Source organism: Microbacterium aurum (assembly GCF_016907815.1).
Taxonomy (GTDB): Bacteria; Actinomycetota; Actinomycetes; order Actinomycetales; family Microbacteriaceae; genus Microbacterium; species Microbacterium aurum.
Window position 1 is genome coordinate 33053 of record NZ_JAFBCQ010000001.1, and the last position, 13308, is coordinate 46360.

The following is a 13308-nucleotide window of genomic DNA, read 5'->3' on the forward strand; positions in this document are numbered from 1 at the left end:
GGCCTGCCGACCGCGCCGATCGCGCCTGAGCGGAGCGACCATGCCTGAGGGCGACACCGTCTTCCGCACGGCGCGGCGGCTGCACGAGGCGCTCGCGGGCGAGGAGGTGACGCGGTTCGACATCCGCGTGCCGCGGCATGCGACGGCCGACCTCACCGGCGAGGTCGTCCACGAGGTCGTGCCGCGCGGCAAGCATCTGCTGATGCGGATCGGCGCGTTCACGCTGCACTCGCACCTGAAGATGGAGGGGCGCTGGCTGGTGTTCGCGCACGGCGAGCCGTGGCGCACCCCCGCGCATCAGGCGCGCGCGATCGTCGGAACGTCGCGGGTGGATGCCGTGGGTTTCGAGATCGCGATGGTCGATCTCGTGCCGACCGAGGAGGAGGATCGGCTCGTCGGGCACCTGGGACCCGACCTGCTCGGCCCGGACTGGGATCCCGTCGAGGCGGCACGGCGGCTGCACGCCGACGCCCGCCCCGTGCACGTGGCCCTGCTGGATCAGCGGCACCTCGCCGGGCTCGGCAACGAGTACGTCAATGAGCTGCTGTTCGTCCGCGGCATCCTGCCCATGCGGCCCGCGACCGAGGTCGACGTCGCCGGTCTCGTCGACACTGCCGCCCGCATGATCCTCGCGAACCGTGACCGCTCGGGCCGCACCTTCACCGGCGATACCCGACGCGGTCGGCAGACGTGGGTGTACGGACGCGACCGGCGGCCGTGCCGACGCTGCGGCACGCTGATCCGGCGTGCGGAACTGAGTGCGACCGACACGAGCGAACGCAACGTGTTCTGGTGCCCGCGCTGCCAGAGGTGACCGCAGCCTGACGCCGCGGCGAGGGGGGACGGCTCCCTCGACGCCCGTCGGGTCAGCACTCCACAACGTTGACAGCGAGGCCGGCCTCGCTGGTCTCCTTGTACCGCGCGGACATGTCGGCGCCGGTCTGGCGCATCGTCTCGATGACGGTGTCGAGGGTCACGACGTGCGTGCCGTCGCCGAGCAGCGCCAGCCGCGACGCCGTCAACGCGGTCGACGCGGCGACGGCGTTGCGCTCGATGCAGAGGATCTGCACGAGACCGCCGACGGGATCGCACGTCATGCCCCGTCAGCAGGAACGTCTGCACATCACCCGGGTCGAAGCCGCCGACCCGGCACGCGTGGTACATGACCGCGGGCAGCACACCCGCGGCGCCGTTCGTCGCCGCGGGGTCAGTGACCCAGGTAGCGGCCAGGACGGTGGTTCAGCGCGAGCACGAGGTTCAACAGCACGGCCCCGACGGCGCTCATCACGACGTTCGGCCAGGGCATGACCAGCACCGCGGCGAGGATGATCAGCAGGTCGAAGATCATCATGGTCCAGCCGGCGCGGAAGCCGGTGCGGTCCTGCACCTCGAGGCCGATGATGTTGACGCCGCCGACGCTCGAGCGGTGGCGGAACAGGATCAGCACGCCCACGCCGGCGAGCAGGTTCCCCGCGAGGGTGCCGTACCAGGGCTCGATCTGCGTGATCGGGAAGAGCGCGTCGTGCACGAGCGCCCATGCCGACACGAGCGCGATCGCGATGATCGTGCGGATGGTGAAGTCCCACCCGCGCCGCCAGACCGCGAGCAGCGCGAACGGCACGTTGATCACCGCGAACAGCAGCCAGAACGGCCAGGCCGTCGCATACCCGAGCAGCAGCGAGAGCCCGGCCGTGCCGCCGGTGACGGCGTGCGCCGCGTGCAGCAGGTGCAGTCCGAGCGAGACCAGGAACGTCCCGGTGAGGATGCCGAGGACGTCCTCGGCGACGGAGTGGGCATGCGCCTTCTCGTCGAACACGAGCGACGGCCCGGTCGTGGGGTCATCGGCGTCGGGCGTGGTCACGGCATCCATCCTCGTCCATGCGTCCACGACGGGAATGATCCCTCCCCTGCGGTCGTTGCAGAAGGCGGAGGGTTTTTCGTGGGAAAGAACTACATCGACATCGAAGACGACCAGGGACAGACGCTGCGCTACCGCAAGCACGTCAATGGTCGCGGCCTCGTCGCCAACGGCGCCAAGGTCCACTCCAGCGCGCTCGTGGAGGCGGGGGCCTACATCGAACCGGGAGTGCAGATCGCCGCGGGCGCGCACATCGGCCGCGGCGTGTGGATCGAACCCGATGCCGTCATCGGCCCTGACGCGGAGATCGCACCGCACGCCCACATCCGCTCCGGCGCGGCGATCGGCCGCGGCGCCAAGATCGGCGTCCGCACCGTCGTCGGCGCGCACGCGCGCGTCGCCGGCGGTTCGCTCATCGGCGACGACCAGCAGATCGGCGACGGCGAGCAGGTCGCGACCGACCGCCGCGGACTGCGTCTGGCGGCCTGACCGGCCTCGCCCCCTCGGACGGCGCTGCGGCGATGGGCGCCCGCCCGGCCGTCACGGTGCGGCGTCTCGGCGGCTGACTGTCGCGAAAGCAGGCTGAATCGCACATTCCCCGGTCCCCCGGGCGCGAGACGGTCGATTCGGCCTGCTTTCGCGAGCCGGGGCGCGCGAGGTCAGTACAGCTAGGGCTGACGCGCGCGGACCCTGACGCGCATTGACGCCGGGGCGTGCGACGCCGGGGCGGGCTGAGGCCGGGGCCGCGGCGTCTCGGCGGCTGACTGTCGCGAAAGCAGGCTGAATCGCACATTCCCCGGTCCCCGGGGCGCGAAACGGTCGATCCGGCCTGCTTTCGCGACGCCGGGGCGCGCGAGCCGGGGCGGGCTGAGGCCGGGGCGGCGGCGTCAGGCGAACAGGAAGAGCACGAAGCCGATCAGCGGCAGCGTCCCCTGGATCGCCGCGGGGCGCAGGTACTTCGCGCCGCTCGTGACGAGGACGAGTGCCGCCGCGAGCATCGACCCGAGGCTGAACAGGACCAGCGCGCGCCCCGCCACCTCGGCGGTCGTTCCGGCATCGCCCGCCCAGAACAGCGCGAGCCCGATGACCACGCCGATCGCGAGGAACAGGTTGTAGAACCCCTGGTTGTAGGCCATCGGCTTCGTCACGTCGGCGGCGGCCTGATCGGCCACCCCGAAGCGACGCCAGACGCGGGGCCGGGTCCACTGGATCGACTCCATCACGAAGATGTACACGTGCAGGAGAGCGGCGAGAGCCGCCACAGCGGTCGCGATGATCGGCACCATGTCCGCACCCTACCGCGGGTACGCTGGCCGGATGGCCGGTCGAGCGTCACCGCGGGGCGGAACCCCGTCACGCCGCCCGCGCGGCGGCAAGGGCACGGGTGGCAGGACCCCCGGTGCCAAGACGCCCACGGGCAAGACCCCCGGCGGCAAGACCGGCGCATCGGCGAACCGCCCCGCCGCGACCCCGCCCCCGCGCGGCCCGTTCCGCCTCGGCGCGATCGAGGGTGCGACGCCGGGCAAGTGGATCGACATCTGGCAGGAGCGGATGCCGGGCGTCACCCTCGAACTCACACCCCTCACGATCGCCGGCCAGCGCGCGGCGCTGACCTCGGCATCCGTCGACGCGGCACTCGTCCGCCGGCCGCTCGATGAGGCGGGCTTGCACGTCATCCCCCTCTACGAGGAGGTCGCGGTCGTCGTCTGCGGCGCGGACTCCCACCTCACCGCCGCCGACGAACTGACCCTTGCCGACCTGGTCGGCGAGGTCGTGATCACGCCGCACGACGCCCCGCTGCAGCTCCACGTCCCCGGAGCGCTCGCGCCGCGGTTCGACCCGCCGGAGACCGTCGGCGACGCGATCGCCACCGCCGCCACCGGCGTCGGGGTCGTCATCGTCCCGCTGTCACTGGCCCGATTGCATCATCGCAAGGACGCCGCGCACCGCCCGCTCGTGGACGGTCCCACCTCGCCCGTCGTCCTCGCCTGGCCGACCGGCGACACCTCGCCGCTCGTCGACGCGTTCATCGGCATCGTGCGCGGGCGCACCGCGAACTCGTCCCGCTGAATCCCGCGCACCCCCGCCGGCGGAGGCCGCCAGACAGCGGCCACCCCGCGCACACCGCCACCCCCGGGGCACGGCGAGGGGCCGGCGAGTCCCCACCCACCGGCCCCTGGACGGACGCAGAATCCCCCCGGACAACCGTCCTTGCGAAAGCGCCGATCCCCGCTCCCCAGAAGCAGCCCCCGTTGGATCTGCTCGGCCCTTTCACCGATGAAGAGCGCCGAACGGCCGCGGTGATACACGCCGGGGTCAGAATCCGTTGCCGTGCACGAGGAACGGCGAGCGGATGCCGGTGCGCGCGCTCGCCGCGGCGAGGGCGACCGCCGGCGCCTCGCCCGCGGCGAGGCCGGTATGCAGCGCGGCGAGCAGCTCGCAGGCGTCGTCGTCGGCGACCACCACCGGCGCGGCGACGACCGCGCCGGCACCGGCGTGCAGCCACGCCCGCGTCATGCCGACGGCCTCTTCTCCCCAGCGCACGGCCGAGCGGCCCGACTCGCACGCCGACAGCACGACGGCCCGAGGGACCGTCGGCATCCGGTCGATGTCGTAGCCGAAGAGCGCGCCGTCGGCCAGCTGCAGACCGGAGAACAGCGGGTTGTCGAGGGCATGGCGGCCGTGCGCGCTGATGTGCAGGACCTCCGATGTCGTTGCGGCGGCCGCGACGGCATCGACGGTCGCCTCCGCGCCGGACAGGACGATCCCGGCATCCCACGCCGCGACGGCGAGCGTCGCCTCCTCCATGCCGCGCGCGACGCGCGGCCCCACGGCGACGACCGTGGTCGCAGCCCCCGGCGCGGAGGGCGCCACCGGGCCGGCGGAGCCCTCGACCCCCGCAAGACCTCCCTCTCCGCGGCCGCGCACCCAGTGCGACATCGACGTCGCGAGGGTGACGGCGCGACCCTCGAGCCCGGGGAGCATCGCCCACGGCAACCCCGCCAGCACGCCCGGCGCCGTGATCACGACGCGCCGCGGCGACACCGCACCGGGGGCCACCGCCAGCGGACGGTCCACGATCAGGGCGGACAGCCGCTCGAGCCGTTTCTGCAGCGACGCGCGGACGACGCCGGCCATGGGCCCCGACCGCACCGCGGCCGACATGTCCAGGTCGGAGCGCAGCGCGGGGAGCGAGGTGCGCGCCTCCGCCCAGCCGGCGAGGTCGCCGAGCGCTGCGCCGGCGGCGGTGACGACGACGCACGAGACCCCGTCCCCGGTGAAGACGTAGGACAGGAGGGCGGTCTCGGCATCCAGCGCGCCGGCGGCCGCGGGCAGGTCGACGGGACGCTCGAGGTCCGCCGCTCCGGTCGTCGTCCACTGCCGACGGCGCAGCCGTTCGCCGAGCGCGATCGCGCGCGGGTCGCTCGTCCAGTCGTCGCCGGCGGCGTCGGCGCGCAGCAGCCGCAGCTCGCTGAGATCGGCGGCCTGCTCAGGGTCGGGCGGCGGGCGCAGCGGCACGACCTGCACGCTGAGGTGCCGCGCCCGCTCGGACCACTCGAACACGACGTCGGGCCGCCGCGACCGCACCGCCGCCCGCAGCCCGGTCAGCATGAGCGTGCTGCCGTGCATCGCGAGGGAGGTCTGCAGGTCGAGGCTGCCGAAGGACGCCCGCCAGGTCGCGAGCTCGTCGATCCCGGATGCCGCGTACCGGCGCGCCTGCGCGTCACGACCCGCGCGGGCGGCGCGCTCCGCGCGCACCTCGTGTGCCAGCATCCGCACCTCGAGCGGCGCCGTCTCACCCGGCGTCGGCACCCGCCCCGCGCTGCGGCCATGGCGCGCGCGCCAGAGCTCCCGCGTCAGTCGCAACGCGATCGCGTCGGAGCGCAGTCCGGCGCGCGTGAGCGACGCCGCCACCGGTGCCACGTCACGCTCGTCGACACGCAGGTCCGCGACGGCGCGGCCGGCGCGATCGATCGTGCCTCCCGACAGCTGGGCGCGCAGCTGGACGCCCCGTGCTCGATGCGCCCACGACCGCGCTCCCAGCGCCGTGAAGTGCCGTGCCGCACGCCCCGCGACGCGGGCGGCTTCGGCGGGGTCGTGGCGCAGCAGGGAGCGCGCGAGGTGGAGTTCGGCCTCGGCGCGCGCCTGCGGCATGCCGTTGGCGTGGAAGGCGCGAGCGGCCTCGCGCAGCAGGCGCTCGGCCTCGGTCACCAGGCCCGCCTCCCGCAGCGCTTCGGCCATGTCGACGTCGCCGATCGCGGCGTTGGCGGCGGAGGCGGCCGCGATGACGGGACGCGCCGCGCCCATTTCGCGCATCGCGCGGACGAGGTCGCCGCCCAGCAGCGCCGTGTAGCCGAGGTTGTGGCGGGCTTCGGCGACCTCGACGGGATCGCCGTGCCGCTCATAGGCGTCCACCGCCGCTTCGAGGTCCGCGGTCGCCGCGGCGAGCTGGCCGCGCTGCATCGCGACGAGGCTGCGGTTCATCCGGAGGTTGGCGACCGCCAGCGGGTCGTCGGGGATGGTGTCGATCGCGCGGCCGAGCCACTCCAGCCCCTCATCGAGGCGGCCGCGGTGCATGAGAATACTGCCGAGCTGCCCCTCGATCACCCCGCGCGTGTGCGCCGTGAGCGCATCGCCGGCAAGCACGCGCCGGCACAGCGCTTCACCCTCGTCGGGACGGCCGAGCTGGTCCAGGACGAAGGCACGCGTGCCCGCGATGCGGGCGCGCAGGTTGTCGTCAGCGCCGGATGCCGCGGCATCCAGCGCCGCCTCGGCCTCCCGGTACCGCCGCTCATTGGTGAGCGTGAGCGCGGCGGTGTAGAGGCCGGCCGGGTCGGAGGTCACGCCCCCAGCATGCCGGTTCCCGGGCGGCCAGGGGAACACGCGCCGCCCGGCGCGTCAGCCGACCACGCTCACCCGAGCGCGGCGAGGGCCTTCTCGGCCGCCGCGCGGGCAGCGGCGATCGCGTCGGCGACGTGCTCCTTCCCGTCCTTCCCGTCCGGTGGGGTGCCGAGGCCGGCGGCGATCAGCCCCGCCACGAGCGGCGCCGCGAACGACGTGCCGCTCCACACGGCGAAGCCGCCGCGGTAATCCTCGGGGGCGATCGTCAGCCGCCGCCGGGCGTACTGGTCGTCGCGGGCCGACGCCTGCAGGCCACCGCGGAAGTCGGGAAGCGTGCTCAGCACCGCCGCGCCCACCGCAAAGGTGCGCACCCAGGGGCCGACGTTGGAGAACAGGGCCGTCGTCGCCCGGTCCGGGTTCAGTGCGCCGACGGAGACGTGGGCGGCGAGGTCGTCCGGCACGAGGCCGTTGTCCGACCCCGGCCACGGCCACAGCGACGCGGGGAAGCACGGTCGGTCGGTCGCGTCGTTGCCCGCCGACACCACGACGGTCACCCCGAGCCCGCGCAGCACCGCGAGCAGGTCGTAGAGGTCGCGGGTGTACAGGCCGTCCTCCGGGGTCTCGTGGTAGTAGCCGAGCGACATGTTCAGCACGTCGATCGGACGCCCGCCGCGCACGCCGTCGCGGTAGCGCTGCACGAGCACGCCGAGGTCCTCCACGACGCGCAGCAGGTTCGACTCCTCCACGATCCCGCGGGCGTCGGCGACACGGATGCCGAGCATCTCGGCATCCGGCGCGATCTGACGCACGATGCCGGCGATGAACGTGCCGTGCCCGGCGACCGGGTCGAGTTCGCCGTCGAGCGGGCCGAACAGGTCGGGGTACACCTCCGGGTTGGCCTCGTCGTCCAGCCCCACCGGATGCCCGTCGAGCCGCACGTCCCGGGTGACGAGGTCGTCGGGCAGCCACGTGTGCGCGCCGATGCCGGTGTCGAGCACCGCCACGACCGCGCGACGCCGACCGTCCGCGACCTCGGTGCAGACGGGCGGCGGACCCACCCAGGCGACCGGCTGGCGGCCGCCGGATCCGCACTCGCCGTACTCGCCGACCGGGTTAGACCGGGTGTACGGGTTCGACCGGGTGTACGGATTCGACTTCGTGTACGGGTTCGATTTGGTGTATGGATTGACCCCGATCGGGTCGACCGTCAGCACGTGGTCCAGGCCGATGCGATCGACTCCCGCCGCCCGCAGCGACGCCGGCGCGTCGATGCGGCCGTCGCGGCGGCGCACGACGTCACGACCAGCGAGGATGCGGCGGCGCACCTGCTGCAGCACTCGCCAGGCATCCGGGAGCGCGGGCGAGACGGCATCCTTCGCCTCCGGCGTCGTCAGCCGCACGCGGATCACTACCCCCGCACCGGGCAGTCGCGGTTCGGGACGCTCCCCCTCGCCGAGCTCGCTGCCGTCCAGGCGCTCGCGCACGACGCCCCAGCCGAAGACGGCGGCCGCCTCGCGGACGCGATCGAGGTTGCCCTCCAGCAGGCCCGCCCCGGCGCCGTCCGAGACGAGCAGCCGATCGGGCACGTACGCCGTCTGGAACGCCTCGACGCCGTCGAGGGGCTCGGCTCCGGGGTCGAGCACGGTGGCGGAGATCACGGAGCCGCGGGCGCGGTCGCGCCACGACCACCCTTTGGGCTGCGGGGCGGCGTCGTACTCTTCAGGGCTCATGCGATCTCCTCAGGTCAGGCGGCGGGCAGGGGCGGCAGGTGCGGGGCGCGGCGGCGCGGGTCAGATCTCGAAGCGGGGCGTCTGCAGGTCGGTGGCGCCGTCGGGCTCGGATGCCGCGGCCAGCAGCACCCGCAGCCGTGACAGGCCGTGCGGCACGCCGTCGAACGAGAAGCGGCCGCCCTCGAGGTCGGCGAGGTGCTCCCCGGCATCCTGGATCAGGCGCACTTCGGCGACGTCCCCGTCGACCCAGCCGTCCAGGCGGCAGGCGTCGCGCTCGGCGGGGGTGACGTGCACCAGCATGTTGGTGCGGCCGTCGCTGAACTGCAGGGTCAGCATGTCGGCGTCACCGCGGACGGCGGCGGTGGCGTCGCTGTCGATGAGGCTCAGCAGCGCGTACTCGCGGGCGAGGTCGGCCGTCGCGACGGCGGCGATCATCGCGTCGGCGAGATGGGCCGGCGCCGGGTCGATCGCCCGCCAGGCGCGCCGGATCGCGGCGAACAGCGCCGTGTCGTCGATCATCGATTCAGAGGTCACGGTCGTCCCCGTTCCATCCCGCCGCTTCGAGAGCGGCGCGCAGTTTCCCGAGGCAGCGGCCCCGGGTCGGTCCGATCGAGCCGATCGGCATGTTCAGGTCTCGCGCGAGATGCGCGTAGTCGGGGCGTTCCTCGAACGCGATGACGCGCAGCAGCCGCCCGCAGCGCGCGTCGAGCCCGGTGACGGCCGACCAGAGGCGGCGGTCGCGGTCGGCGATCTGGGCGCGGCTCTCCGCGGAGTCGTCCGCGGAGAGCTGCGGCTCGAGGTCGGCGTCGTCGGTCGCGCGCACGCGCTGCTGCGCCCGGCCCGCCCGCCAGGCCTCGCGCCGCGCGCAGGTGGTCAGCCAGCCGGCGACGGCGCGGGCGTCGTGGATCGTGTCGTGCCGTCGCACGAGCGTCAGCCAGGTGACCTGCACGACGTCTTCACTCAACTGGGCGTCGAGACCGTACGCGCGGACCACGTGCCAGAGCACCGGCGTCATCAGCCGCACCAGGTCGTCCATCGCGCGGGTGCGTCCCTCACGCCACTGGGTGAACAGGTCGGCGGCGTGGTCCCAGATGGTGGCGGGCACGCCGCCAGCCCCCTCGGCTCCCGCGGCGCCGGCCGCCGAGACGGAATCCGGGGCCTGATCAGGGGAGGTCGAGGGGTCGGCATCGGTCATACCGCCCATTCTGGCCATACCGATAAGAGGCGGGCGAGGGGGCTGGTGATACATCCGATCGGGTGGGCTTCTCGGGCGGGTCTCGGCCGGCATCCGACCTGTCCTAGCGAGACCCCGTCTGCGCGCCGAGACCCCGCGTTTTTTCGCGGGGTGTCGGCGCGGGGAGCGGGTCTCGCGGTGGCCGCCTAGACTTCTCGGCATGGCCCCGCTCGTGTATCTGTGCGCTCGTCCGCAGGCCGGTGCCGCGGCGGCGGAGTACGAGTCGTTCCGCACGGCGATGCATCTGGATGCCGGTGAGCTGGAGCGCTGGGACCTCGTGCAGGACGAGCTGCCCGCCGACTTCGCGAGCCGTTGGCGCGGCGCCGTCGTGGGCGGCAGCCCCTTCAACGTCGCCGACCCCGAATCGGCGAAGACGGACGTGCAGCGTCGCCTCGAGGCGGGACTCGCCCGGCTCGCCGAGACCGCGGCATCCGGCGGCGTGGCGGCCCTGTTCACCTGCTACGGCATCGGCGTCGCCACGCGTGCCCTGGGCGGCGAGGTGACGCGCGCGTACCCCGAGGACACCGGCCCGACCCGGGTGACGCTCACCGACGAGGGGCGACGCGACCCCCTCTTCGGCGGACTGGCCGACACGTTCACGGCCCTCACGGCGCACAAGGAGGGCACGGGACGGATGCCGGCGGGTGCGACCCTCTTGGCGACCAACGAGGCGTGCCCCGTGCAGGCGTATCGGGTCGGCGAGCGCCTGTACGCGACGCAGTTCCACCCCGAGCCGACCGGCCAGGCCTTCACCGAGCGGATGGCCGTCTACCGTGACGACGGATACTTCGCCGCCGGGGACTACGACCGCATCGCCGCGCTCGTGCTCGCGGCATCGCTCACCGAGCCCGCGCGGATCCTGCGCGCCTTCGCCACCGCGTTCTGATCCCGGGCGGGGCCGCGGGCGGGGGGTCAGCCGGCGGAGCGCGCGCGGGTCAGCGCGCGGGCGCGCAACCCGATGGCCGCCGCCAGCACCACGGCGGCGACGATGAAGGCCGTCGTCGCCACGGCCGGCGCGTGCGGCTCGCCCGTGGATCGCGCGATCCCGATCCAGACCAGGCCCCACGCCATTGCGAGGGCCGGCGCGATGCGCCCGTCCGTGCCGAATGCGATCGCGGCGCCGACGAGGGCGACCACCACGAGGACGAGCACGCCCCACAGCTGCTGGGCATCGGCATCCATCGGCGCGACGACATCCGCGGCGAGCCAGGCGGTGATGTTCGCGACCGCCGCGAGAGACACCCAGCCCAGATGGATGCCGACGGCGCCGTCCATAAGGAGCAGGTCGACCGGACTCTCGGGACGCTGCGCCACGAGTCGGCGCAGCGTCACGCCGAGCACCACCAGCAGCAGCACGATCGCGACGACCGTCAGTGGCAGCGTCAGGAACTGCGCGGCGAGCAGCCACCCGCCGTTGAGCACGGCGGTGGCGGCGATCCACCAGCCGGCGCGGCGCTGCCGTGCCCGGCCGCGCTGGGAGGGCAGCGCCTGCCACACGGCGTAGCCGATCGTCAGCAGGTACACGACGCTCCAGATCGAGAACGCCGGCGTCGCGGGCGCGAGCACCGTGGCGTCGGCGTCAAGCGCCCCGCCCTGCAGGTCGCGGACGTTGGTGCCGCCGAAGAATCCCGTGCCGACCATCGCGGCGATGATCATGAAGACGACCGCCGAGATCACGACGATCTGCCGGGCGAGATCCGCCCCCGTCGGCGCTTCGGAACGCACCTCGGAGCGCGCTGCGGCGTCGCCGTGCAGGGTGGGCTCGGGGGACGGTGAGCGGTTCATACCCGGAACGGTATGTGACGTGGCGCCGGTCTCGTCAGGGCCTTGACAACCCGCGCGGAGCGGGGTCGCCGTCAGTCGACGGGGCGGTACTGGGCGAACCGGCGCTCCAGGCGCGGCCTGCGACGACCGCCGATGACGGCGGCCGAGTCGGGGCTCAGCACGACCGGTCCCTCCTCCACCGGCTGCCCGCCGTTCGCGGTCGTCGTCGCGATCCACACCTCACGCTCATCGCCGATGTCATCGACGGCCCACTCCTGCGGGGAGAGGTTGACGTAGATGGTCGCCGCGTCGCGGTGCAGCACCCACCGGCCCGGCCCGGCGCACTCGGCCTGCTGGCCGGCGCGGCTCGGATCGGTGAGCTTGGGCTGCTCGCGGCGCAGCCGCGCGAGCGCGCGGTACAGCTGCAGCAGGCGCCGGTGGTCGCCCTGTTCGGTCTCGCTCCAGTCGAGCTTCGAGCGCTCGAACGTCGCGGGGTCGTTGGGGTCGGGCACGAGGGATTCGTCCCAGCCCATCGCCGCGAACTCGGCGCGCCGGCCCCGGCGGGTCGCCTCGGCGAGTTCGGGCTCGGGGTGCGAGGTGAAGAACTGCCACGGGGTGGACGCGCCCCACTCCTCGCCCATGAACAGCATCGGCGTGCCGGGTGCGGTGAGGGTCAGCACGGCCGCGACGGCGAGGCGGTCGAAGCTCAGCGTCTGCGAGAGCCGGTCGCCGGCGGCGCGATTGCCGATCTGGTCGTGGTCCTGCGCGAACTCCACGAATCGCCACGAGGCGACCTCCGCCGGTACGGGCCGCCCCCAGTCGCGCTCCCGGAACGACGAGAACGTGCCGTCGTGGAAGAAGCCGCCGGCCCAGGTCTTCGGCAGCGCTCCGGGGTCGGCGAAGTCGGCGTAGTAGCCGGCCGTCTCGCCGGTGAGCGCGACGTGCACGGCGTGGTGCCAGTCGTCGACCCACTGCGCCGCGAGCCCGTAGCCGCCGGCCTCGCGGGGCAGGATCATGACGGGGTCGTTGAGGTCGCTCTCCGCGATGAGGGTGAGCGGCCGGCCCAGGTGCGCCGAGAGCGCATCGACCCGCTCGGACAGTTCCTGCAGGATGTGCACGGGTCGGGATGCCGATTCGTGCAGCGCGTGCACGGCGTCGAGCCGCAGCCCGTCGACGTGGAAGTCACGTAGCCACATGACGGCGTTGTCCACGATGAACGCGCGCACGGCGGGCTCGTCGAGGTTGACGCTCGCCCCCCACGTGTTGCTCTGCCCGTCGCGGAGATAGGGGCCGTACTCGGGGAGGTAGTTTCCGGACGGGCCGAGGTGGTTGTAGACGACGTCCTGGATGACGGCGAGCCCCGCCGCGTGCGCGGCGTCGACGAACCGGCGGTACGCCTCGGGGCCGCCGTAGGTCTCCTGCACGGCGTACCAGAGCACGCCGTCGTACCCCCAGTTGTGGGTGCCGTTGAAGGCGTTGACCGGCAGCAGCTCGACGTGGCTGACGCCCAACTCGACGAGGTGCGGCAGCTTGCCGATCGCCGCGTCGAGGGTCCCCTCGGGAGTGAACGTGCCGATGTGCAGCTCGTAGATCAGGCCGCCCGCGAGGGGACGACCGGTCCACGCCTCGTCGCTCCAGGCGAAGGATGCCGGGTCGTCCCACGCCGACAGGTCGTGCACCCCGCGCGGCTGGCGCCGCGACCGCGGGTCGGGTCGGGCGGTGTCGGCGCCGCCCAGGACGAACCCGTACTCGTCACCGGGTGCGAGCGTCGCCTCGGCGCGCCACCACCCGGCATCCGTCGCCGTCAGCTCGACGTCGTCCCGCCCCGGTCGCCGTAGCCGCACCCGCGCCGCGCGCGGCGCCCACACCTCGATGGTCAT

At 73.7% G+C, this 13308-nt stretch carries 12 protein-coding genes and 1 pseudogene; 4 read left to right on the top strand and 9 right to left on the bottom strand.

Going from position 1 to position 13308, the window contains the following annotated elements; genetic code table 11:
* The first annotated feature begins 40 nt into the window (after nucleotides 1-40).
* The gene (locus JOD60_RS00135) at nucleotides 41-814 is read left to right on the top strand and encodes a DNA-formamidopyrimidine glycosylase family protein (RefSeq protein WP_076691698.1); all 774 of its coding nucleotides are present in this window, start codon (nucleotides 41-43) and stop codon (nucleotides 812-814) included.
* Between the two features lie 52 nt (nucleotides 815-866).
* On the opposite strand, the pseudogene JOD60_RS00140 reads toward JOD60_RS00135, so the two are convergent.
* Both JOD60_RS00140 and JOD60_RS00145 read right to left on the bottom strand, forming a co-directional pair.
* Nucleotides 867-1100, bottom strand: a pseudogene (locus JOD60_RS00140) (L-serine ammonia-lyase, iron-sulfur-dependent, subunit alpha); the annotation flags it as partial.
* A 107-nt stretch (nucleotides 1101-1207) separates the two neighbouring features.
* Nucleotides 1208-1870 carry a YitT family protein gene (locus tag JOD60_RS00145; protein WP_076691699.1) on the bottom strand — a complete coding sequence of 221 codons (663 nt, stop codon included), beginning with the start codon at nucleotides 1868-1870 and terminating at the stop codon, nucleotides 1208-1210.
* Between the two features lie 69 nt (nucleotides 1871-1939).
* On the opposite strand from JOD60_RS00145, the gene JOD60_RS00150 reads away from it, so the two are divergent.
* Complete coding sequence (locus JOD60_RS00150) at nucleotides 1940-2347, top strand: transferase (RefSeq protein ID WP_076691700.1); 408 nt, start codon at nucleotides 1940-1942, stop codon at nucleotides 2345-2347.
* A gap of 398 nt (nucleotides 2348-2745) precedes the next feature.
* Here JOD60_RS00150 and JOD60_RS00155 read toward each other — a convergent pair whose 3' ends face one another.
* Complete coding sequence (locus JOD60_RS00155) at nucleotides 2746-3144, bottom strand: DUF1304 domain-containing protein (protein ID WP_198159075.1); 399 nt, start codon at nucleotides 3142-3144, stop codon at nucleotides 2746-2748.
* Between the two features lie 31 nt (nucleotides 3145-3175).
* On the opposite strand from JOD60_RS00155, the gene JOD60_RS00160 reads away from it, so the two are divergent.
* A complete protein-coding gene (locus JOD60_RS00160; RefSeq protein WP_076691701.1) occupies nucleotides 3176-3928 on the top strand; it encodes a LysR family substrate-binding domain-containing protein in 753 nt (250 codons plus the stop codon).
* A 246-nt stretch (nucleotides 3929-4174) separates the two neighbouring features.
* On the opposite strand, the gene JOD60_RS17075 is transcribed toward JOD60_RS00160, so the two are convergent.
* The 4 genes from JOD60_RS17075 to JOD60_RS00180 all read right to left on the bottom strand — a co-directional run bounded on the left by JOD60_RS17075 (nucleotide 4175) and on the right by JOD60_RS00180 (nucleotide 9625).
* Entirely contained in the window at nucleotides 4175-6703 is a 2529-nt protein-coding gene (locus JOD60_RS17075) for a CHAT domain-containing protein (protein WP_084202061.1), read from the bottom strand.
* A gap of 68 nt (nucleotides 6704-6771) precedes the next feature.
* Nucleotides 6772-8430, bottom strand: coding sequence for a S8/S53 family peptidase (locus JOD60_RS00170; protein ID WP_076691702.1), 1659 nt, complete (start codon nucleotides 8428-8430; stop codon nucleotides 6772-6774).
* Nucleotides 8431-8490: 60 nt separating this feature from the next.
* Nucleotides 8491-8964, bottom strand: a complete 474-nt coding sequence (locus JOD60_RS00175; protein WP_232321650.1) for a hypothetical protein — start codon at nucleotides 8962-8964, stop codon at nucleotides 8491-8493.
* The gene (locus JOD60_RS00180; protein ID WP_084202062.1) at nucleotides 8954-9625 is read right to left on the bottom strand and encodes an RNA polymerase sigma factor; all 672 of its coding nucleotides are present in this window, start codon (nucleotides 9623-9625) and stop codon (nucleotides 8954-8956) included. The genes JOD60_RS00175 and JOD60_RS00180 overlap by 11 nt, the downstream gene beginning before the upstream one ends.
* Nucleotides 9626-9824: 199 nt before the next feature.
* Here JOD60_RS00180 and JOD60_RS00185 point away from each other — a divergent pair, with 199 nt between their 5' ends.
* Complete coding sequence (locus tag JOD60_RS00185) at nucleotides 9825-10550, top strand: glutamine amidotransferase-related protein (protein WP_076691704.1); 726 nt, start codon at nucleotides 9825-9827, stop codon at nucleotides 10548-10550.
* A gap of 26 nt (nucleotides 10551-10576) precedes the next feature.
* Here the strand turns inward: JOD60_RS00185 and JOD60_RS00190 are convergent, their stop codons facing one another.
* Entirely contained in the window at nucleotides 10577-11449 is an 873-nt protein-coding gene (locus JOD60_RS00190; RefSeq protein WP_232321651.1) for a TspO-related membrane protein, read from the bottom strand.
* Nucleotides 11450-11520: 71 nt separating this feature from the next.
* Nucleotides 11521-13308, bottom strand: a complete 1788-nt coding sequence (gene treZ, locus JOD60_RS00195) for a malto-oligosyltrehalose trehalohydrolase (protein WP_076692276.1) — start codon at nucleotides 13306-13308, stop codon at nucleotides 11521-11523.

What these genes read in the sequence shown, in the direction of transcription:
- JOD60_RS00180 (WP_084202062.1), bottom strand. Translation starts at nt 9,625, where the DNA reads ATGACCGATGCCGACCCCTCGACCTCCCCTGATCAGGCCCCGGATTCC.
- JOD60_RS00155 (WP_198159075.1), bottom strand. Translation starts at nt 3,144, where the DNA reads ATGGTGCCGATCATCGCGACCGCTGTGGCGGCTCTCGCCGCTCTCCTG.
- JOD60_RS00190 (WP_232321651.1), bottom strand. Translation starts at nt 11,449, where the DNA reads ATGAACCGCTCACCGTCCCCCGAGCCCACCCTGCACGGCGACGCCGCA.
- treZ (WP_076692276.1), bottom strand. Translation starts at nt 13,308, where the DNA reads ATGACCATCGAGGTGTGGGCGCCGCGCGCGGCGCGGGTGCGGCTACGG.
- JOD60_RS00145 (WP_076691699.1), bottom strand. Translation starts at nt 1,870, where the DNA reads ATGGATGCCGTGACCACGCCCGACGCCGATGACCCCACGACCGGGCCG.
- JOD60_RS00160 (WP_076691701.1), top strand. Translation starts at nt 3,176, where the DNA reads ATGGCCGGTCGAGCGTCACCGCGGGGCGGAACCCCGTCACGCCGCCCG.
- JOD60_RS00185 (WP_076691704.1), top strand. Translation starts at nt 9,825, where the DNA reads ATGGCCCCGCTCGTGTATCTGTGCGCTCGTCCGCAGGCCGGTGCCGCG.
- JOD60_RS00135 (WP_076691698.1), top strand. Translation starts at nt 41, where the DNA reads ATGCCTGAGGGCGACACCGTCTTCCGCACGGCGCGGCGGCTGCACGAG.
- JOD60_RS00170 (WP_076691702.1), bottom strand. Translation starts at nt 8,430, where the DNA reads ATGAGCCCTGAAGAGTACGACGCCGCCCCGCAGCCCAAAGGGTGGTCG.